The sequence below is a fragment of the Deltaproteobacteria bacterium genome (assembly GCA_009930495.1).
Lineage (GTDB): Bacteria > Desulfobacterota > Desulfovibrionia > Desulfovibrionales > Desulfomicrobiaceae > Desulfomicrobium.
In genome coordinates this window covers 1-20,200 of record RZYB01000034.1, presented here as the reverse complement: position 1 = coordinate 20,200, position 20,200 = coordinate 1, and the positions used below count along the sequence as shown (strand labels likewise).

Annotated in this window: 15 protein-coding genes and 5 tRNA genes; 11 read left to right on the top strand and 9 right to left on the bottom strand. The window is 62.0% G+C overall.

What is annotated here, in order from left to right:
* Positions 1-84: 84 nt before the first annotated feature.
* The 6 genes from EOL86_05075 to EOL86_05050 form a co-directional block, all read right to left on the bottom strand.
* Positions 85-162 (bottom strand) — tRNA-Glu (locus EOL86_05075).
* A 3-nt stretch (positions 163-165) separates the two neighbouring features.
* Positions 166-239: transfer RNA gene (locus EOL86_05070), tRNA-Gln, on the bottom strand.
* A gap of 10 nt (positions 240-249) precedes the next feature.
* Positions 250-327 (bottom strand) — tRNA-Glu (locus EOL86_05065).
* 21 nt (positions 328-348) lie between these two features.
* Positions 349-424, bottom strand: a tRNA-Glu gene (locus EOL86_05060).
* Positions 425-429: 5 nt separating this feature from the next.
* Positions 430-505: transfer RNA gene (locus EOL86_05055), tRNA-Lys, on the bottom strand.
* A gap of 52 nt (positions 506-557) precedes the next feature.
* On the bottom strand, positions 558-1,841 hold the full coding sequence (locus tag EOL86_05050; protein NCD24949.1) for a serine--tRNA ligase: 1,284 nt from the start codon (positions 1,839-1,841) through the stop codon (positions 558-560).
* A gap of 271 nt (positions 1,842-2,112) precedes the next feature.
* Here EOL86_05050 and EOL86_05045 point away from each other — a divergent pair, with 271 nt between their 5' ends.
* The 6 genes from EOL86_05045 to EOL86_05020 all read left to right on the top strand — a co-directional run bounded on the left by EOL86_05045 (position 2,113) and on the right by EOL86_05020 (position 9,260).
* Positions 2,113-2,403, top strand: coding sequence for a co-chaperone GroES (locus EOL86_05045; GenBank protein NCD24948.1), 291 nt, complete (start codon positions 2,113-2,115; stop codon positions 2,401-2,403).
* Between the two features lie 27 nt (positions 2,404-2,430).
* On the top strand, positions 2,431-4,068 hold the full coding sequence (gene groL / locus EOL86_05040) for a chaperonin GroEL (protein ID NCD24947.1): 1,638 nt from the start codon (positions 2,431-2,433) through the stop codon (positions 4,066-4,068).
* 165 nt (positions 4,069-4,233) lie between these two features.
* Complete coding sequence (locus EOL86_05035; GenBank protein ID NCD24946.1) at positions 4,234-4,854, top strand: homoserine/homoserine lactone efflux protein; 621 nt, start codon at positions 4,234-4,236, stop codon at positions 4,852-4,854.
* Positions 4,855-4,874: 20 nt separating this feature from the next.
* Positions 4,875-5,840: a 4Fe-4S binding protein gene (locus EOL86_05030; protein ID NCD24945.1), complete on the top strand. Its 966-nt coding sequence runs from the start codon at positions 4,875-4,877 to the stop codon at positions 5,838-5,840.
* A gap of 76 nt (positions 5,841-5,916) precedes the next feature.
* Positions 5,917-8,145: a DNA helicase RecQ gene (gene recQ, locus EOL86_05025; GenBank protein NCD24944.1), complete on the top strand. Its 2,229-nt coding sequence runs from the start codon at positions 5,917-5,919 to the stop codon at positions 8,143-8,145.
* The gene (locus tag EOL86_05020) at positions 8,115-9,260 is read left to right on the top strand and encodes a tRNA nucleotidyltransferase (protein NCD24943.1); all 1,146 of its coding nucleotides are present in this window, start codon (positions 8,115-8,117) and stop codon (positions 9,258-9,260) included. The genes recQ and EOL86_05020 overlap by 31 nt, the downstream gene beginning before the upstream one ends.
* Positions 9,261-9,422: 162 nt before the next feature.
* Here EOL86_05020 and EOL86_05015 read toward each other — a convergent pair whose 3' ends face one another.
* Positions 9,423-10,163 (bottom strand): transporter substrate-binding domain-containing protein, encoded by a 741-nt coding sequence (locus tag EOL86_05015; protein ID NCD24942.1) that lies wholly within the window; start codon positions 10,161-10,163, stop codon positions 9,423-9,425.
* A gap of 282 nt (positions 10,164-10,445) precedes the next feature.
* Here EOL86_05015 and EOL86_05010 point away from each other — a divergent pair, with 282 nt between their 5' ends.
* From EOL86_05010 to EOL86_04995, 4 genes are read left to right on the top strand one after another with little or no spacing between them, the layout of a single operon-like run.
* On the top strand, positions 10,446-12,608 hold the full coding sequence (locus tag EOL86_05010) for a hybrid sensor histidine kinase/response regulator (GenBank protein ID NCD24941.1): 2,163 nt from the start codon (positions 10,446-10,448) through the stop codon (positions 12,606-12,608).
* Positions 12,609-12,649: 41 nt separating this feature from the next.
* Positions 12,650-13,417 (top strand): deoxyribose-phosphate aldolase, encoded by a 768-nt coding sequence (gene deoC, locus EOL86_05005; GenBank protein NCD24940.1) that lies wholly within the window; start codon positions 12,650-12,652, stop codon positions 13,415-13,417.
* A complete protein-coding gene (locus EOL86_05000) occupies positions 13,399-14,649 on the top strand; it encodes a phosphopentomutase (GenBank protein NCD24939.1) in 1,251 nt (416 codons plus the stop codon). Before deoC ends, EOL86_05000 begins: the two co-directional genes overlap by 19 nt.
* Positions 14,646-15,800, top strand: coding sequence for an AI-2E family transporter (locus EOL86_04995; protein NCD24938.1), 1,155 nt, complete (start codon positions 14,646-14,648; stop codon positions 15,798-15,800). The genes EOL86_05000 and EOL86_04995 overlap by 4 nt, the downstream gene beginning before the upstream one ends.
* A 75-nt stretch (positions 15,801-15,875) precedes the next feature.
* On the opposite strand, the gene EOL86_04990 is transcribed toward EOL86_04995, so the two are convergent.
* Both EOL86_04990 and EOL86_04985 read right to left on the bottom strand, forming a co-directional pair.
* The gene (locus tag EOL86_04990) at positions 15,876-16,313 is read right to left on the bottom strand and encodes a CGGC domain-containing protein (GenBank protein NCD24937.1); all 438 of its coding nucleotides are present in this window, start codon (positions 16,311-16,313) and stop codon (positions 15,876-15,878) included.
* Between the two features lie 51 nt (positions 16,314-16,364).
* Positions 16,365-16,985, bottom strand: a complete 621-nt coding sequence (locus tag EOL86_04985) for a class I SAM-dependent methyltransferase (GenBank protein ID NCD24936.1) — start codon at positions 16,983-16,985, stop codon at positions 16,365-16,367.
* A 207-nt stretch (positions 16,986-17,192) separates the two neighbouring features.
* Between EOL86_04985 and EOL86_04980 the strand changes: the two genes are divergently transcribed.
* The coding region (locus EOL86_04980) for a hypothetical protein (protein ID NCD24935.1) at positions 17,193-20,200 on the top strand (3,008 nt) is incomplete at its 3' end.

The following is a 20,200-nucleotide window of genomic DNA, read 5'->3' as shown; positions in this document are numbered from 1 at the left end:
AAAAGGCCCCGTGCGTGCGCACGAGGCCTTGGATGATGCTTCCCGGAACTTCCGGGGCGGGATGAATCCCGTTTTGGTCGAAGATGGCGTCCCCAAGGGGATTTGAACCCCTGTTATCGGCGTGAAAGGCCGGTGTCCTGGACCTAGCTAGACGATGGGGACTTTTGGCTGGGCGACTAAGATTCGAACTTAGATTGACGGAGTCAGAGTCCGCTGTCCTGCCGTTGAACGATCGCCCAAAAAAAATGTTGGCGTCCCCAAGGGGATTTGAACCCCTGTTATCGGCGTGAAAGGCCGGTGTCCTGGACCTAGCTAGACGATGGGGACGCAAGCGCGTCGAAAAAAAAGTGGCGTCCCCAAGGGGGTTTGAACCCCTGTTATCGGCGTGAGAGGCCGACGTCCTAGGCCACTAGACGATGGGGACGCAGTTGGTGGGCCGTGAAGGGATCGAACCTTCGACTCTCTGCTTAAAAGGCAGATACTCTACCGTCTGAGTTAACGGCCCCGAAAGAGAAGACGCTTTTATGGGGGAGGCCCTTGCTTGTCAAGACCAAAAGTTACAAATTTTTCTTTTTTATTTGTTCCAGCCCCTTCATGTACGGACGGAGGGTTTCCGGGATAATGATCGAGCCATCGGCTTGCTGGTAATTTTCCAGAATGGCGACCATGGTCCGGCCCACGGCCAGGCCCGAACCGTTCAGGGTGTGCACGAGGCGGGATTTTTTGGCGTCGGCCGGCTTGAAACGGATGCCCGCGCGTCGGGCTTGGAAATCCTCGAAATTGGAGCACGATGAAATTTCGCGGTATTTGTCCTGACCCGGCAGCCAGACTTCGATGTCATAGGTTTTGGCCGACGAGAAACCCAGATCGCCGGCGCAGAGGGTGACCACCCGGTAATGCAGCCCGAGTTTGCGCAGGATGCTTTCGGCGTGGCCCAGGAGCTTTTCCAATTCGGCGTAGGACGTATCCGGATGAACGAAGCGGACCAGTTCCACCTTGTCGAATTGGTGCTGGCGGATCATGCCCTTGGTGTCCTTGCCATAGGATCCCGCCTCGGAACGGAAACAGGGGGTGAAGGCACAGTGGGCAATGGGCAGGTCGCCCTCGGCCAGGGTCGTGTCCCGGTAAATGTTGGTCACCGGAACCTCGGCCGTGGGGATCAGATAATAGTTTGTTCCTTCGAGCTTGAACAGGTCTTCCTCGAATTTGGGCAGCTGGCCGGTGCCAAGCAGGCTGTCACGATTGACGATGACCGGGGGCATGACCTCGGCGTAGCCGTTTTCCAGGGTCTGCACGTCGAGCATGAAGCTGATCAGGGCCCGTTCCAGCTGCGCGGCCCAGCCCTTGAGGAGCACGAACCGGCTCCCCGTGAGCTTGACGGCCGTTTCAAAATCCAGCCCGTCCAGGGCCGTGCCCAGTTCGTGGTGTTCCTTGGGCGGGAAATGAAAATCCGGCTTTTCGCCCCAGGCGCGGACAGTGATGTTGTCGTCCTCGCTCGTTCCTTCGGGAACGGACGCGTGCGGAATATTGGGCACGGCCATGACCCATTCCGAAGCGCGCTGGTCAAGACCGCGCAGTTCTTCGTCTAGCGTCTTGATGCGGGCCGAAATGGTGCTCATCTCGGCCAGGAGTGGCTCGGCGTTTTCACCCGTTTTTTTCATGCGGCTGATTTCGCCGGAAGCCTGGTTGCGTTTGGCCTTGAGCTCCTCGGCTTCGCCCAGCAGTTCGCGGCGCTTTTGATCCAAAATCAGAAATTCATCGAGGTCGAGAGCATTGCGGCGTTTTCGCAGGGCGTTTTTGACGTCGTCGGGGTTGGACCGAACAAATTTGATGTCGAGCATGGGATATCCTTGTCGTCGTGGCGTTTGCCGTGATGGTTTCAAGAACCACGACATAGCCCGCCTCGGGGTGAATCTCAAGACGATCGCTTTCGGGCGTGTTGGAAAAAAATTCGGGTTTGTCCCTTGACTTCCCATTGCCAGGGATTATTTGCCCCACTGTCCTGAATGGACGGGAGCGGCGGAGCCGGTCCTTATTCTGGCACTCCTTCTGGAAGAGTGCCAAAAGAAAAGTGTATATGGAAGAAATTCTTAAACATCTTGGAGGAAAAACATGAAACTGAGACCGTTGCACGACCGTATTCTGGTCAAGCGCCTGGAAGAAGAGCAGGTGACCAAGGGCGGAATTATCATTCCCGATTCCGCAAAAGAAAAGCCCATCAAGGGTGAAGTGGTTGCCGCTGGTCCTGGCAAGGTCGCCGACGATGGCAAGCAGATTCCCATGGGTGTGAAGGCCGGCGATAACGTCATTTTCAACAAGTACGCCGGCACGGAAGTCAAGATTGATGGCGAGGAACTGCTGATCATGCGCGAGGATGACATTCTCGCGGTAATCGAAGCCTAATTTTTCCAAGAGTAAGGAGACGCATACATGGCTGCTAAAATTATCAAGTTTGATACCAAGGCTCGCGAAAGACTGAAAAAAGGCGTGGACACCCTGGCCGATGCCGTGAAGGTGACCCTCGGACCCAAGGGCCGTAACGTCGTGATCGAAAAATCCTTTGGCTCCCCGATCATCACCAAGGATGGCGTCAGCGTGGCCAAGGAGATCGAACTGGAAGACAAGTTCGAGAACATGGGCGCCCAGATGGTCAAGGAAGTCGCTTCCAAGACTTCCGACATCGCTGGTGACGGCACCACCACGGCCACCATCCTGGCCCAGGCCATTTTCGCCGAGGGCGTGAAGCTGGTCGCCGCCGGCCGCAACCCCATGGCCATCAAGCGCGGTATCGACAAGGGCGTCGAGGCCATCATCGGCAGCCTGGACAAGCTGGCCAAGCCTACCCGCGACCAGAAGGAAATCGCCCAGGTTGGCACCATTTCCGCCAACAATGACGCCACGATCGGCAACATCATCGCCGAAGCCATGGGCAAGGTCGGCAAGGAAGGCGTCATCACCGTCGAGGAAGCCAAGGGTCTGGAGACCAACCTGGACGTCGTCGAGGGCATGCAGTTCGATCGCGGCTATCTGTCCCCCTATTTCGTGACCAATCCGGACAAGATGGTTTGCGAAATGGACGCTCCGCTGATTCTCATCAACGAGAAGAAGATTTCCAACATGAAGGAGCTGCTCCCCGTGCTGGAGCAGGCCGCCAAGATGGGCAAGCCCCTGGTCATCATCGCCGAGGACATCGAAGGCGAGGCCCTGGCGACCCTGGTTGTCAACAAGCTGCGTGGCACATTGCAGGTCGTGGCCGTCAAGGCTCCCGGCTTTGGCGAGCGTCGCAAGGCCATGTTGCAGGATATCGCCATCCTGACCGGCGGCGAAGTTGTGTCCGATGACTTGGGCGTCAAGCTGGAAAGCATCGCCCTGAATCAGCTTGGTTCCGCCAAGCGCGTGGTCATCGACAAGGAAAACACCACCATCGTCGATGGTTCAGGTGAAGCCGAGGCCATCAAGGCCCGCGTCAAGCAGATCCGCAACGAAATCGAGGAGACTACTTCCGATTACGATCGCGAGAAGCTGCAGGAACGTCTGGCCAAGATCGTTGGCGGCGTGGCCGTGATCAATGTCGGCGCGGCGACCGAGACCGAGATGAAGGAGAAGAAGGCCCGCGTGGAAGACGCCCTGAACGCCACCCGTGCCGCCGTGGAAGAAGGCATCGTGCCTGGCGGTGGCGTGGCCCTGGTGCGTTGTCAGGCCGTTCTCGACACCGTGAAGCCCGCCGATGACGACGAAGCCGCCGGCGTGCAGGTCATCCGTCGCGCCATCGAAGAGCCCATTCGTCAGATTTGCGGCAACGCTGGCGTCGAGGGTGCCGTGGTCATCGACAAGGTCCGTCATGGCAAGGAAGACTTCGGTTACAACGCCGCCACTGGCGAATACGAGGATCTGCTCAAGTCCGGCGTCATCGATCCCAAGAAGGTGACCCGCATTGCCCTGCAGAACGCCGCTTCCGTGGCCTCCCTGTTGCTGACCACCGAATGCGCCATCGCCGAGAAGCCCAAGGAAGAAGCCGCTGCTCCGGCCATGCCCGGTGGCATGGGCGGCATGGGTGGCATGTACTAAGCCTCTCTGTGACGTGTTTGTGAAAAAGGCCGGGAAACCGGCCTTTTTTTTGGCCGCGCGACCGCCATGGCGCCTGGGTTTTGGGGGCGTGCTTGTCTGGCTCGCCGCTCTGGGCTAGACAGGTCGTCACGCCGCGAGGCGAAATCTTAAGCCGAGGATACGCACATGACTTGGGCTGTGTGGCTGGCCTTTGTGGCCGCCTGTTTTGTGTTCAGTCTATCACCGGGAGCCGGAGCCGTTTCAACCATGAGCACGTCCCTGGCCCAGGGGCCCCGGCGCGCCATGGCCAATATTCTGGGTCTGCAGATTGCCCTGGCCGTGCATATCGTGGTGGTCGCCGCCGGTCTGGGGATGCTGCTTTCGTCTTCGGTCTGGACCTTCACGGCCTTGAAGCTGATCGGGGCGCTGTATCTGGTCTGGCTGGGCGTGCAGAAATGGCGTGAGGCCCCGACTCTGGCCGTGGCCGGGGTCAGGATCGAGGGCGGGCTTTGGCGACTGGTCCGGACCGGGATGCTGGTCAATCTGACCAATCCCAAGTCCATCATTTTTCTGGCCGCGTTTTTGCCGCAGTTCGTGCAGGCGGGCAGCCCACAGGCCTCGCAGTATGCCATCCTGGGCTTGACCGTGCTGGCCATGGATTGGCTGGTCATGATCGGCTATGCCTTGCTGGCCGCTTCCCTGCGCACGGTCATGGCCACGCCCGTGGCCATGCGTCGGGGCAACCGCCTGTTCGGGTCCTTGTTCATCGGCGCAGGCCTGGCCCTGGCCTCGGCCAAGGCTGCCTGACGGGAGGTTTCGTGCGCGCCATGTTCACTCCGAGCCGCGTGCAGCGGCTGATTCAGGTTCTCTATTTTGGGTTTATTCTCTTTGTGGGGTGGCGATTTTCCCGTTTCGTGCTTTGGGCCACTGGCCAGAGCGAGGTCATGACGCCGCGTCCGGCCTCGGTGGAGGGCTTTTTGCCCATAGCCGCCCTGATGGGCCTGCGTCGGCTGCTCGAAAGCCAGGTCTGGGACCGGGTGCATCCGGCTGGGTTAACCATTTTTTTGGCCGCCCTGGGCATGGCGTTGTTTTTCCGTAAAGGGTTTTGCGGCTTCATCTGTCCCGTGGGGTTGCTTTCCGGTCTGCTCGACAATCTGGGCCGGCGGCTCCATCTGTCCCTGGTTCCGACCGGAATCGGCGGCCGTATTTTGGCCGCGCCCAAATATCTGCTTCTGGCATTTTTCCTTTATACCGTGTTCATCGGCATGGATCGGGCCGCCGTGGAGTCCTTTGTCGCCGCGCCGTACAACTACGTGGCCGACGCCAAGATGCTGCATTTTTTCCAATCCCCGTCGGGACTGACGCTGTCCATTCTGGTCGGATTGGCCGTGCTGGGCGTGTTTTTCCGTGGCGCCTGGTGCCGTTATCTCTGCCCGTATGGCGCGCTGCTTGGCCTTTTGAGCTGGTTCGGCCCGACGCGGGTGACGCGCGACGACACCGTGTGTATCGGCTGCCAAAAATGTTCCCGGGCCTGTCCCGGGGGCATCCGCGTTCATGAAAATCGTGTCGTGCTTTCGCCGGATTGCCTGGGTTGCCTGCGTTGCCAGGAGGCCTGCCCGGTACCGGGGTGCATCACCCTGCGCGCGGCCGGCAAGGTCGTTCCGTTCTGGGTCACGGGTCTGGGCAGCGTGGCACTGCTCGTGTCGGCCTGGCTGGCGGCCCGACAGTTCGGATTGTGGGATCAGGACATCCCTTTGGGCATGGTCCGGCGTTTTTATCAGATGTTCTTGTAGCCGCCTGTTTGCACGGCTTTTGACAGAGGCCGGGCGCCGTGAGTAGGGCGGGGAATATTTTTTGATCGAGGTTCCCGTGTCCACTCCCCACGAAATATTGCGTTCCGTGTTTGGCTACGCCGACTTTGTCGGGCCGCAGCGCGCCATCATCGAAACCATTGTCTCCGGCCGCGACGCCGTGGTCCTCATGCCCACGGGTGGCGGCAAATCCCTGTGCTACCAGATTCCGGCCCTGATCCGTCCGGGCACGGGCGTGGTCGTTTCGCCGCTCATCGCCCTCATGCGCGATCAGGTCCAGGGCCTGACCCAGATGGGCGTGCGCGCGGCGGCCCTGAATTCGTCCTTGTCTTCGGAGCAGGCCCGGACCGTGGAAGGTGATTTGGTCGCCGGCCGTCTGGATTTGATCTACGTCGCGCCGGAGCGTTTGGTTCAGCCCTCGTTTCTGGAGCAGTTGGCCCGCATTCCCCTGGCCTTGTTCGCCATCGACGAGGCCCACTGCGTGTCCCAGTGGGGGCATGATTTCCGCCCCGAATACACGCGGCTGGCCGTGCTGGCCGAGCGTTTTCCCGGCGTGCCCCGTCTGGCCCTGACGGCCACGGCCGACGAGCCGACCCGACGGGACATTGTCCATCAGCTGGGCCTGGAATCTGCCCGGCTGTTTGCCTCGGGCTTTGATCGTCCGAATATCCGTTATCTGGTCGCGCCCAAGGACCATCCCGAACGTCAGTTGCTGGAGTTTTTGCGCTCCCGCCCGGCCGGTGAGGCCGGCATCGTCTACCGCATGTCGCGCAAGAAGGTCGAGGCCACGGCCGCGCGGCTGGCCGAACAGGGATTTGTCGCCTTGCCGTATCACGCCGGCCTGGACCCGGCCACGCGGGCGGGCAACCAGGAGCGGTTCATGCGCGAGGATGGCGTGATCATGGTTGCCACCGTGGCTTTCGGCATGGGCGTGGACAAGCCCAACGTGCGTTTCGTGGCCCACCTGGACCCGCCGTCGAGTCTGGAAGCCTATCATCAGGAAACGGGCCGTGCCGGGCGGGATGGCCTGCCGACCGTGGCCTGGATGGTTTATGGTCTGGCCGATATCGCCATGCTGCGCCGGCTGGTGGCCCAGGACGACGCCCGGACACAGGGGCCGGCGGGCCAAGGCGACACCGAAAGCCGCCAGCGCCACGAGCGCCTCAAGCAGCACAAGCTGACCGCGCTTTTGGGTTATTGCGAAACCACCCAGTGCCGGCGGCAGGTCTTGTTGCGCTATTTCGGTCAGGAACTGGCCGAGCCCTGCGGCAACTGCGACACCTGCCTCGAACCGGTGGAAACCTGGGACGGCACCATTGCCGCTCAAAAAGCCCTGTCGAATATTTTTCGCACCGGAGCGAGGTTCGGGGCCGGTCATCTGGCCAATGTCCTTATCGGCAAGCAGGACGCGGCCGTGGCCCGTTGGGGGCACGACACGGTTTCCACGTTCGGCATCGGAGACGAATTGTCCCGCTCCGAATGGCTGGGCGTGTACCGCCAGCTGGCGGCCGCCGGCCTGGTGGATGTCGATCTGGACGGGTTTGGGGCGCTGACGCTCAATGCCCGCAGTTGGGACGTGATGAAGGGACGGGAAGCGGTTCGTCTGCGCCGCGACCCGCCGCCCACTGCCCGTATCCGCGCTCCCAGGCTGGCCGCGCCCACCGACGCGGCGCTGCAAACGCCCGAGGCCCGTACCTTGTGGGACAGTCTGCGCGCCTTGCGCCTGCGCATCGCCCAGGAACAGAACGTGCCGCCCTATGCCGTGTTCGCCGACCGGACCCTGCTCGAAATGATCCGCTTCCGGCCGCAAGGGGTGGCGGCGTTGCTGGGGATAAGCGGGGTGGGGCGGACCAAGCTGCGCGTGTACGGTGAGCGGTTCGTCGAAGTCCTGGCCGCGCACGAGGCCGAGCACGGCCGCCCGGACGGCTTGCCGCCGCTGCCCGCGCCGCCCCCGGACAAGATGATCCGGGCGGATGGGGTTTCCGAAACCGAGCGCGCGAGCGTCGAGTTGCTGCGTTCTTCCGGGTCCGTGGCCGCCGTGGCCCAGGCCCGCAATCTGAAACCCGCGACCGTGTACGCGCATCTGACCAAGGCCGTGGCACGGGGCGAATTGAGCGTGGAGCAGGTTACGGGACTGTCCGCGGGCGAAATCGCCCGTATCGGGGACGTTGTTCGGCAGCTGCGCGCCCAGGGTTTCGCCACCCTGACCGCCGTGCATGAGGCGCTGGACGGAGCGTACGGATATGAAATTTTGCGCTGCGTGCTGGCCGGGATGGAGACGCCGTGAGGATATATCTCGTGGGCGGGGCCGTGCGGGACCGGGTGCGCGGTCTGGAGCCGGCCGACCTGGATTATGTGGCCGTGGGCGCGCCGCCGGACACGGCCGAGGCCGAACTGCGCCGGCGCGTGCCGGGCCTGACCCGCGTTGGTAGGGGTATTCCGGTATTCGTGCGTGGCCAAGCCCAGTACACCATTTCTCCTTTTGAGCGCATCGAGGGCGATCTTGCCTCGCGCGATCTGACCATCAATGCCCTGGCCCAGGACGAGGCTGGGTGCGTCATCGGTCATCCCCTGGCCTTGGCCGACCTTCGGGACAAGGTTCTGCGGCCCGTGGCCGTGGCCAACTTTCTGGCCGATCCCCTGCGGGCCGTGCGCGCGGCCCGGTTTGCCGCCGCGTTGCCGGATTTTGCCGTGCACGGGGAGTTGCTTGCGGCCATGCGGGCCGTTTCGCCCCTTGCCCTGGGCGCGGTGGCCGCGGAGCGGGTCGGCCAGGAAACCCTCAAGGCCTGCGCTGGCGCGCGTCCGGGAAATTTTCCGCGCGTCCTGCGTGATGGCGGCTGTCTGGAGCCATGGTTCACGGAGTTGGCCGGGGCCGACGCCATCCCGGCCGGGCCGCCCGCCTATCATGATGCCAGCGTCCTGGAGCACACGGCCCGGGTCATGGACGGCTGCGCCGGTGAAACCGTGGCCGCCTGGATGGCCCTGTGTCACGATTTGGGCAAGACGACCACGCCGACCACGGAGCTGCCGCATCATTTCGGACACGAGGAGCGCGGCGAAATCCTGGCCGAGACCCTGGCCCGGCGGCTGCGCCTGCCGAGCCGGTATCTGTCCGCCGGTCGTCTGGCCGCGCGCTGGCACATGGCCGGTGGATGCTACACGGCGTTGCGCCCCGCGACCAGAATCCGCATGCTGCTGGCCCTGGACAAGGCCGGACTGCTCGCGCCGTTTTTCCTGCTGGTGGCGGCGGACGGGGGCGGGGAACATCTGGACCGGGCGCAACGGGAACTGACCGTGATCAAGACCGTGGTCCTGCCCGAAAAGCACCGCGACCAAGGGCCGAAAAGCGCCGACATCCTGCTGCATCTGCGTTGCGAGGCCCTGGCCCGGTTGGACGGATAGCAGGGGAAACGATCATGGAAGCGGCGGGAGCGTGGCTTTTGCGTGGCGTTTGGCCGCGAAGGATCCCTGTCTGGCGAGTTGACATGATGCTGCTGGGAGGGTCTGGGCGAAGAGCCCGAAAGGTCTGTCCGTCGTGATGGACGGAGTGGCGCGGGCTTGAGGTTATTCGCGGTAAATCCGGGGCATGGGCAGATCCCATGCCTGATAAAAGGGGAGCAGTTTGCCGCTTTTGGCCAGGGCGCGCATGCCGTTTTCGTAGCGATCGCGCAGGGCCGCGCCTCGCGCGGTGGAGGCGAACGCGGGATAATAGCCCCGGAAACCGATGGATTCGATGCGGTAGTCCTTGATTGCGAGTCCTTCGTCATTGGTGGCGATGGCTTCCTCGATCAGGTTGCGGTCGTCGATGTAAAAATCCGCGCCGCCGTGAAGGACCCGCTTCAAGGCATCCTCGGCGGTGCGGGTTTCCCGGAAGTGGACGGGCACGGGAAATTCTCCAGGCGAATAATAGCCAAGCCTCCATACCAGCCGTTGGTTCTTGATGGTTTCCGGACCGCTCCAGACGATGCCCCGGTTTTTGAAAAAGGCGTGGAATTCACCTTCGTACAGAGGCAGCGAGGACAGGCTCAGCCCCGGTTTTTCGTGGGAAAGGCAGGTGTAGATGTCCGCCTCGCCGTTTTGGAGCATGACCAGACCGCGTTTGGCCGGGACGAAGCTATGCCGGATCGTGTCCGGCGCGAAAATAGCCCGCAACACGTCGAAATAAAGACCCTGCCCATTTTGGTCCGTGAATTTTGCCCAGGAAGGCGAGGCTGTGCGGATTTCGTCGGACCAGGAAGAATTGTTTCCCAGGAGTACCAGCATGGCCGCGATCGCGACCATGGCCAATGGCATTCGTTTTTTCATGCGTTACGCATAGCATCCGCCACGGATGGCGACAAGCTGTTTGCGCGCCAGGAACACTTGGTCCGAGGCTGATTCGGGAGTTTTGTTTTTCGCTCGGATGGAGACAGCCCTCCAGAAACCATGTAGATTTCGTGCTGGGAGGATGACTTCCAAAGTTTTTTCGGAAGACGGGCGCTGTTTTTTTGAAAAAATGAGTTCGGTGGTGTCCAAGAGGGTGATCTGCGGGATTTTTCGTTTTTCCCGGGTCCCGGTGGGCGTTGGCATGCATCCCACGGAGCGCGTATGTTCAAGCTCAAGCCATTCCATATCGTTTTTTTGTACGCGGTTGCTGGAATCGTATGGATTCTCTTTTCCGACGAACTGGTGCACGTTCTGTTCGCGTCCGAGTCCGGCCCGCTGCATCTGGTCAATACCCTCAAGGGATGGTTTTTTGTTCTTGTCACCTCGCTTTTGCTCTATTCCCTGATTCGCGAATACGACTCCCAGTGCCAGGAGCAGGCCCAGGCCGTTCACGACAGCGCCGAACGTCTGAATCTGGTCCTGCGGGCCACCAACGACGGCTGGTGGGATTGGGACATGACCGCCAACACCATCTATTATTCGCCCCGGTGCCTGGACATGCTGGGGTATGGTCGGGAAGAGGCCGGGACGGACCCCGGATTCTGGCGGCGGATTCTGCACCCCGACGACGCGGACATGGTCGATCGGGCGCTCCGATCCGATCTGGGGGGGCCGAATGCGTCCTGGGAAGGGGAGTTTCGACTGCGCCACAAGGACGGCCACGAGGTGCCGCTTTTGTGCCGGGCGTTTGCCGTGCGTGACAAGACGGGGCGCATTGTCCGTCTGTCCGGCGCCAATACCGACCTGACCAACCGCAAGGCCGCCGAAAAAGCCCTGCGCGACAGCGAAACCCGGTTTCGGCTGGTGGTCGAGACCGCGCCGGAGAGCATTATCGTCCATTCGTATGGTGATTTTCGGATCGTGTACGCCAATCCCGCCGCGTTGCGCTTGTTTGGGGCCCGACAGCCGGAAGATCTGCTTGGTTCGTCCATTCTGGATCGCTTTCCCGCCACCACGCATCCAACCATCCGGAAACGCATGGCGCGCCTGGGTCAGCCCCGGGACGTGGCCTTGATCGAATATCCGTTTGTTCGCCTGGACGGCGGCGAGGGGCATGTCGAGGTCGCCTCGGTTGGCGTGTCGTGGGACGGCCTGGACAGCCGCTTGTCCTTTGGTCGCGATGTCACCGAACGCCACCGGACGCGGGAGGAATTGGTCCGGGCCAAGGAGGCGGCCGAGGTCGCCAACAAGGCCAAGTCCGAATTTCTGGCCAACATGAGCCACGAGATCCGCACGCCGCTCAACGGCATCTTGGGGATGCTCCAGCTGTTGCGCATGCTGGACCCACCTCGGGAGCAGGGCGAATACATCGACAACGCCATCCAGTCCGCGTCCCGCCTGACCCGGTTGCTGTCCGATATCCTGGATTTGTCCAAGATCGAGGCCAACAGGCTGAGTTTGTATAAAAGTACTTTTGATTTCAGTGAGCTGTATCGCTCCGTGCGGGATCTGTTCGCGGCCGTGGCCCAGGGCAAGGGCGTGGCCTTGGTTTTTGATATTGATGAGCGGATTCCGGCCCAACTTGTCGGCGATGAAGTCCGCCTGCGCCAGATTTTGTTCAATTTGGTCGGCAACGCGCTCAAGTTCACGGACTGCGGCGAGGTGCGGATCGAAATTCTGATCGCATCCCGGACGGAGCGGGAGTTGCGCGTGGCGTTCGTCGTCGGCGATACCGGCTGCGGCATTGCCCCGGACCGGCTGCGCGATGTCTTCGAACCCTTCACCCAGGTTCAGTCCGCCTTGGTCCGCGATCATCAGGGGGCGGGGTTGGGGTTGGCCATCGTGCGCCGTATCGTCGGGATCATGGACGGAGAGATCTATGCTGAAAGCGAGCCGGGTATCGGCACTTCGATTCATGTCCTGGTCCCCTTGGAGTTGCCTGGAGACCGGCCGGCCATCGTGCCCCAGTCGGGCGTCCCTCGGCATCGGACCGGGCTGCGCATCCTGGTCGTCGAGGACGACGCCGTGAACAGCCTGGCCTTGAAGCGCATCCTGGAAAAATCCGGCCATGCGCCCGTGTGCGTCGGCAATGGGCGGGAAGCCCTGGACATGGCCGCGACCACGGACTTTGACTTGATTTTGATGGATCTCCAGATGCCCGTCATGGACGGGTTGGAAGCCACGCGTCTGATCCGGGGCGGTCACGTCCGTGGCGTGAACGCGCGCATTCCGATCATCGCCATCACCGCCTATGCCATGCGCGGGGACCGGGAGCGGTTTCTCGCGGCCGGCGCCAACGAGCATCTGCCCAAGCCCGTGGACCGGCACGTCTTGATCACGTCCATTGACGCGGTTATGTCCGCCGTCGGGTCCGATCCGGCGTAGTCGGCGGTGTCCTTGTGTCCTTTTTTCGCGCGGAGGTGCGCATGTCCGTTTCCATGAGTCAGGCGCGGCAAATGGTGTCGCTTCTGGATCTGACCAATCTTGCCGGCAACGCCGCTGTTGCCGATATCGAGTCCTTGTGCGCCAGGGCCGGCGGCCCGCACGGGCACGTCGCCGCTGTCTGTGTTTTTTCCCGTTTTTTGCCCCAGGCCAGGGGTGCCCTGGCAAAGAACGGTCTTGCCGGTGTGCGTCTGGCCACCGTGGCCAATTTTCCGGGCGGCGATCCGGACGCGGCCCCGGTCGTGGCCGAAATCCGGTCGTGTCTGGCCCGTGGCGCGGACGAGGTGGACGTGGTTTTGCCGTACAGGGCGTTTTTGGCTGGCCAGACCCGGACCGTGCGGGAATTTTTGGTGGCCTGTCGGGCGGCCTGCGCCGGACGCTGCCTGAAAGTCATTCTGGAAACAGGCGTTTTGGCCGAGCCGGCATTGATCCGCGCGGCCAGCCTCCTGGCTGTCGAATGTGGCGCGGATTTCCTGAAAACCTCCACCGGCAAGGTCGCGGTCCACGCCACGCCCGAAGCGGCCCGGATCATGCTGGAGGTCATCGCCAGCCAGGGCGGGCGGGTGGGCTTCAAGGCTTCGGGCGGACTGAAAAGCGCGGTCCAGGCCCAGTCTTATGTCGATTTGGCCGGAGCCATTCTTGGGCCGGATTGGGTGTCTCCAGCCACCTTCCGTCTTGGGGCAAGCGGGCTTTTGGATGATTTGCTGGCCATTCTGAATTCCTCGCCAGACCCATGCGCCGCGTCTGTCTGATCGTGCTCGATTCCCTGGGCGTGGGCGGGGCGCCGGACGCGGCCCGTTATGGCGACGCGGGCGCGGATACCCTGGGTCACATTGCCCTGGCCTGCGCCCAGGGCCGGGCCGAGACCGGCCGTTCCGGGCCGCTCTCTCTGCCGACGTTGGCCGGTCTTGGGCTTGGCTTGGCGGCGGAACTGGCCACGGGCGTCCTGCCGCCGGGATTGGCACCGCGCGGCCCGGTTCTCGGGCGCCATGGCTGTGCCACCGAGGAAAGTCTGGGCAAGGACACGCCCAGCGGCCATTTCGAGATGACCGGTGCGCCGGTGCGCGAGCCCTGGGGGTATTTCGAGGCCGCGACAAACTCCATTCCCGCCGGGTTGCTGGACCGCTTGATCGCGCGGGCCGATCTGCCCGGCGTGCTCGGCAACTGCAAGGCCTCGGGCACGGATATCCTGGTTCGTCTGGGCCGCGAGCACATCGCCAGCGGCAAGCCCATTGTCTACACCTCCGTGGATTCCGTTCTCCAGATCGCGGCGCATGAAACGTATTTCGGGCTGGAACGCCTGCTTGGCGTCTGTCGCGTGGCCCGCGAGCTGGTCGACGCATATCGCATCGCCCGGGTCATTGCCCGGCCCTTCGTGGGCGAGGAGGAAACGGGCTTTGTGCGCACGGGCAACCGTCGTGATTTTTCCATGCCCGCGCCGGGGCTGACGGTGCTCGACCTGTTGTGCGCGGCCGGCGGCGAGGTCGTGGCCGTGGGCAAGGTGGCCGATATCTTCGCCCATCGGGGCGTGACCCGGTCCATCAAGGCCGTGGGTCCGGATCAGCTTTTGGACGCGACCCTGGCCGCCTGGGACAACGCGCGGGAAATGAGCCTGATCATGACCAATTTTGTTGATTTTGATTCGGTTCATGGTCATCGTCGCGACGTGAGCGGCTATGCCCGCGCCCTGGAAGCCTTCGACGCGCGGCTGCCCGAGCTGCTGGGCCGCCTGGGGCCTGGGGATTTGTGCATTCTGACGGCGGATCACGGTTGCGATCCGACCTGGCCCGGCACGGATCATACCCGGGAGCGGGTGCCGATTCTGGCCTTTGGCCCGGACATCCGTCCGGGGAGCATGGGCCGGCGCGCCCTGGCCGATGTCGGGGCGACCGTGGCCGCGTTTTTGGGCCTTGCCGCGCCCGCGACGGGATTCACCTTCGTGGATTCCGGGGAAGTACCTTCGAGGAGGACAGAGATTTCATGACGCCCGTATTCAGTCCCGATCCGAATTCAGTGTGGGATCGGTTGACGCCGACCCTGGTCCGCCTTTTGGTCTGGGGCGGCGTTTTTTCCGTGCTGTTCATCCTGCGTTCCTTTTTTTTGCTGCTCTTTTTCACCTTCGTGTTCGGCTATATCCAGAATCGCGGCGTGAACTGGCTGGAGCGGTTCGTCCCCAACAGACCCTTCCGCACGGTGCTCGTGGCAAGCCTGTTTCTGGGCGTGCTGGTTGCCGTGGGCGTGTTCTTGGTGCCGCGCGCCAAGGAACAAACCGTGCTGTTCGTGGCTCAGATCCCGGACTACGTGGATCGCCTGGATCAGGAATTGGTGGATTTGAGCGCCCGGTATCCCTGGCTGCGTAACGTGGTGCCGGAGCTCGATCCCGAATCCTTCGAGAGCCATACGCTGAATGGTTCGCGGGTCGGATCGTTGGTGCAACAGCTGTTCGGGATTTCCGCCGTGCAGGACGGACAGCACAATTTCAACCAGCTCCTGGAATTGGTCCGGGGCGTGGGCGGGAGCGTGGCGGCCATTGCCTCGGCCTTTTTGCTGGCCCTGCTGTTTTCGTTTCTGATCGTGCTCGATCTGCCGCGTCTGACCGCCAGCGTCCGTTCCCTGAAAAATACCAAGCTCGATTTCATTTACCGCGAGGTATCCGGCAGTATCCACGATTTCGCCAATGTTCTGGGCCGTTCCCTGGAAGCGCAGTTCATGATCGCGGTCATTAACTCCGTGCTGACCGCTGTCGGCGTGGCGCTTTTGGGGCTGGGCCCGAAGATGGCCTTTCTGACGGTCATCGTCTTTTTGTGCAGCTTCATTCCCGTGCTCGGGGTGTTCATCAGTTCCGTGCCCATCTGTCTGGTCGCCCTGCAGACGTCCGGGCTGACGACCATGCTCCTGGCCATCGTCATGATCACGGTCATCCATCTTGTGGAAGGCTACATTCTCAATCCCAAGATTTACGGTTCCTACATGCGCATCAATCCGGTCATCGTGCTCGTCATCCTGACCATCGGCGCTAAGCTGTTTCATGTCTGGGGACTGGTTCTGGGCGTGCCCATCTGCACCTATATTTTCGGCCATGTCATCCGACGCGAAGCCGCTGTCGAGGAAACGGCCGGAGACGCCAACGGCTGATCGTTGGCCCGGCGCCGCCACGGTTCGCGGCCAATGGAATACCGGCCGTGGCGGCGTCGTCTGCTGTCCGGAGGGCTAGTCGTAGAGCCGCCGCAGTTTTTCATCGGCCATCGTGGGCTGGATGATGGCCGCCCATTCCTGGGTATTCCATGTTTGCAGGGCGTTGTGGGTGCTGAGGTAGTTTTCCGGAATCGGGTGTGTTCCGTAAACAACCGGGATGCTGAATTTTTGTTCAATGAAATTTTTGAAGTACGCAATGTGCGGACACGGTGGATAACCGACGATAAATCCCGTGGCGAAATGGATGGCTTCGACGCCGTTTTTGAGCATTTCGATGGCCGCATACTCGATGTTGCCGCCGGGACAGCCACCACAGCTGGTGTATCCCACGAGTTCAAGTGAAATGTCCTTGTCGTAGATATCAAAAGCCCCTTCCCGATTGCGCATGGAGCGCAAGCATTTTCCACCCGCGCAGTTTTTGTACCGATCACAGATGATGATGCCGATTTTCATTGCGTTATACCTCGTCGATTGAATGGTTGCGTTGTGCTGGGATGTCCGCCGTCATTTCATGCCTCTGATCGCGACAAACGCGCCTTGGCCGAATCCATTCCGAACGCGCGGCGATGTTGCCGGCTCAAGCAGGGTCTGCCTGAATTCAAGGTTCGTGAAGCCCGTGGTGCGCAGGTGCGCGCACACTTCCGGAGCCGAGAAAAAGGTCGCGTCTTTGTAGAAAACGCTGGCGTCGCGGTTTTGTTCGTAACGTTTGCCAAGGGCGCTTTCCTTATCGACAAATCCGACAATGATGCCGCCGCCGGGCCGCAATACCCGGTGCGCTTCTTTAAATGACGAGCGAATGTCGTCCACGAAGCAGATGGTCGTGACCATGAGGACCACATCGAATTCGTTGTCGGGAAACGGCAAATCCTCGGCCGTGCCGCGCGCGACGTGGATGCCCAGGGAGTCGGCTTTGCGGGCCATTATCGTGGATGGCTCCAGGCCGATCCGGATGCCCAGGGGCACCGCGAATTTTCCGGAACCCACGCCCACCTCCAGGGCGAGGCCCAGGGGCGAGGGCAACACCTGGCGGATGGCTTCCAGTTCATCGTCATAGGCCGCGCTGTTTTTTTCGAACCACGCGTCGTATCTGTCACTATGCGCGTCGAAGGGTTCTGTCCTGGGCATGGGCGCCTCCGGATTGATGTGGTTGTTTCCGGACGGTTAGGACAAATATGGGCCTGTGTCGATTCCAGGTCGGCCGGAGAATCTGCCGGATTCGGGAAGGCCGTGGCGTGGACGAGAACACCTCTTTGTTCGCGTTGCGGGCCGTGGCGTCTTTCAGTAGCTTTGGCGCAGGCTGTTTTTTTGTCCCGTCTTGCCCCGGAGCTGCCCATGCCCTTTACTCCCGTCCTGCACCTGGTTGCCCAGGATTCCGAATTCCGGAAATTTCATGAGCTTATGTCCCGCAAGGTCCAGAATATCCTTCTTGTGTCCACGGCCTATGACGCCTGGGTCATGGAGGAGGACTGCAAGCTGTCCGAGCGCATTGTGTCCGAATACCGGGGTCTGAACCTGAGCCGGCCACCGCGTCTGACCTGGGCCTCCAGTGCCGAGGAGGCCCTGGCCGTCCTGTCCGAGAGGCGCTTTGAGCTGATCATCCTCATGCCCCAGCTGGCCGAGCAGGAGGGCGTGAGCCTGGCGCGGCGGATCAGGGATCTGGGTCTGGGCATTCCGGTGTATCTGCTGACCCACCGTGAGGTCTTTCTGCCCGGCGAGACGCCGCCCGAGGGCGTGGATCGCCAGTTTGTCTGGACCGGCAACGTGGATTTGCTCGTGGCCCTGGTCAAGAGTGCCGAGGATGCCATGAACGTCGGGTTCGACACCGAAAGGGTGGGCATCCGGGTCATTATCGTCGTCGAGGATTCGCCACGCTACCAGTCCAGCCTGTTGCCCATCCTGTATCGGGAGCTGGTATTCCAGACACAGGACGTCATCCGTGAAGGGCTCAATCAGGAGCATCGTCTGCTGACCATGCGCTGTCGGCCCAAGATCCTTTTGGCGGCCACCCACGAGGACGCCCTGGCCTTGTTCGAAAAATACGAACCCTATGTTTTGAGCGTGTTGTCCGATGTCCGATTTCCCCGCGACGGGGTGCTCGATCCCCTTGCCGGGGTGGACCTTTTGGATAGGGTCAAGGCGCGCCGCTTCGACATCCCGCTGCTTTTGATGAGCAACCAGCCGGCCAACGCCGAGCATGCGGCACGGATATCAGCCACCTTCGTGGACAAGAATTCGCCCTCGCTTCTGGCCGATGTGCGCCGTTTTGTCCGCGACCGGCTGGGCTTCGGGAAATTCGTGTTTCGGGACGAGAGCGGCGTGGAAATCGTCAAGGCCGGCAGTCTGTACGCCCTGGAGGAGCAGCTCAAGGTCGTGCCGGCGGACGTGCTCATCCGTCATTCCCGGAGCAACGATTTTTCACGCTGGTTTTTCGCCCGCACTGAATTCGAGCTGGCCAGCCGGCTGCGACCCATGACCGAAAAGGATTTCGCTTCGCCGGAGCAGCTGCGCACGGGCGTCATCGAGATGATCCGCGCCCGTCGCGAACAACGGCAGAAGGGCATTATCGCCATGTTCAACCCGGTGGACTTCGACCCGGCCACGGATTTTTTCAAGATCGGCGAGGGTTCCCTGGGTGGCAAGGCGCGGGGACTGGCCTTTCTTTTTTCCCTGCTGAACCGTTTGCCCAGATTGCGGGACAAGTATCCCACGGTCGATTTCGTCGTGCCCAAGACCATGGCCATCGCCACCGAGGGCTTTGATTCCTTTGTGGAGATCAATGAGCTCAAGCCTCTGGGGCGCATGGACATGCCCGACGCGGAGGTCCTGGCCCGGTTCATGGCCGGTCGTTTTCCGCATCGGCTGCGTCGCCAGCTGCGGGCGTATCTGGCCTACGTGCATCATCCCCTGGCCGTGCGGTCGTCGAGCCTGTTGGAGGACGCCCAGTTCCAGGCCTATGCCGGCCTGTATTCCACGGTCATGGTCCCCAACAACCATCCGGATCTCGACGTGCGTCTGGACGAGCTGATCCAGGCCGTCATTCAGGTTTACGCGTCCACGTTTTTCCAGGCGCCCAAGGCGTTTTCACGTCGGGTCAGCCAGCGCACGGACGATGAAAAAATGGGCGTGCTCATCCAGCAGGTCATCGGCGAGGACTATGGCGGCTATTTTTATCCGGCCATTTCCGGGGTGGCCCAGTCTTATAACTATTATCCGTTTGGTCGCTTGAAGCCCGAGGACGGGGTGGCGACCATCGCCATGGGTTTTGGCAAGATCGTGGTTGACGGCGGCCAGACCCTGCGTTTTTCGCCCAAACATCCCAATATCCTGCCCCAGTGCCCGACCGTGGAACTGGCCCTGCGCACGGCCCAGAACGAGTTTTACAGCCTGCCCCTGGAACGCTGGCCGTGGCCTCGCGCGGATTTTTCCCTGTCCCGGCGCAATATCGCGGAGGCCGAATCGGACGGGCCCTTGAATCTCATGGCCTCGACGTTTTTTCCCGAGGAAGGCCGCATCCGTGATTCGGCCGCCGTTCCAGGCCTGCCGCGTGTGCTCCTCTTCGCCCCGGTTCTAAAGCATAAAATCCTGCCCTTGGCCGAGATTTTGTGCGACGTGCTGGCCGTGACCGAGGCGGCCATGGGTTGCCCGGTGGAGCTGGAGTTCGCTTGCAATCTGTACCCGGACAAGGATCGCCGGGCGCGGTTTTCCCTGCTGCAACTGCGGCCCATGACCGCCCGCGCCGATTTGAACCGGATCACCATCACCGACCAGGACCGGGCGCGGGCCTTTTGCCTGTCGTCGCACGCCCTAGGTAATGCCGAGAAGCGGGACGTGCTGGATATTGTCTTCGTGCGTCCCGAAACCTTCGAGGTGGCCAAGACAACCCAAATCGCCATGGAAATCGGGCATATCAACGCCCGGCTCACGGCCGAGGGCCGCAAGTATCTGCTGGCGGGTCCGGGGCGCTGGGGCACGGCCGACCGCTGGCTGGGCATCCCGGTCACCTGGAACGACATCTGCGGGGTGAGCGCCATCGTCGAGACACAAAGCCCCGAGCTTCGGGTGGAGCCATCCCAGGGTTCCCATTTTTTCCACAACATCACCACGCTGGGCATCAACTACGTCATGGTCTCGGGCAAGGATGGCGAGCGTTTTGACTGGGACTGGCTGGAAGCCCAGGGCGTGATCGCCGCGGACGAGCACGTGGTCCACGTGCGCCTGCCGCGTCCTTTGGTCATCAAGGTCGATGGCCGCAGTTCCGAGTGCGTCATGTTCATGGACGACGGTGAAATCGAGGTCGCGCCGCCTCCCAACCGGCCGGGGTGCTGCGCCGTCAGTCCGGA

Bases quoted from the DNA above. Each gene is read 5' to 3' on its own strand.
- EOL86_05050 (NCD24949.1), bottom strand. From the start codon at position 1,841: ATGCTCGACATCAAATTTGTTCGGTCCAACCCCGACGACGTCAAAAAC.
- EOL86_05045 (NCD24948.1), top strand. From the start codon at position 2,113: ATGAAACTGAGACCGTTGCACGACCGTATTCTGGTCAAGCGCCTGGAA.
- groL (NCD24947.1), top strand. From the start codon at position 2,431: ATGGCTGCTAAAATTATCAAGTTTGATACCAAGGCTCGCGAAAGACTG.
- EOL86_05035 (NCD24946.1), top strand. From the start codon at position 4,234: ATGACTTGGGCTGTGTGGCTGGCCTTTGTGGCCGCCTGTTTTGTGTTC.
- EOL86_05030 (NCD24945.1), top strand. From the start codon at position 4,875: ATGTTCACTCCGAGCCGCGTGCAGCGGCTGATTCAGGTTCTCTATTTT.
- EOL86_05015 (NCD24942.1), bottom strand. From the start codon at position 10,163: ATGAAAAAACGAATGCCATTGGCCATGGTCGCGATCGCGGCCATGCTG.
- EOL86_05010 (NCD24941.1), top strand. From the start codon at position 10,446: ATGTTCAAGCTCAAGCCATTCCATATCGTTTTTTTGTACGCGGTTGCT.
- deoC (NCD24940.1), top strand. From the start codon at position 12,650: ATGTCCGTTTCCATGAGTCAGGCGCGGCAAATGGTGTCGCTTCTGGAT.
- EOL86_05000 (NCD24939.1), top strand. From the start codon at position 13,399: ATGCGCCGCGTCTGTCTGATCGTGCTCGATTCCCTGGGCGTGGGCGGG.
- EOL86_04995 (NCD24938.1), top strand. From the start codon at position 14,646: ATGACGCCCGTATTCAGTCCCGATCCGAATTCAGTGTGGGATCGGTTG.
- EOL86_04990 (NCD24937.1), bottom strand. From the start codon at position 16,313: ATGAAAATCGGCATCATCATCTGTGATCGGTACAAAAACTGCGCGGGT.
- EOL86_04985 (NCD24936.1), bottom strand. From the start codon at position 16,985: ATGCCCAGGACAGAACCCTTCGACGCGCATAGTGACAGATACGACGCG.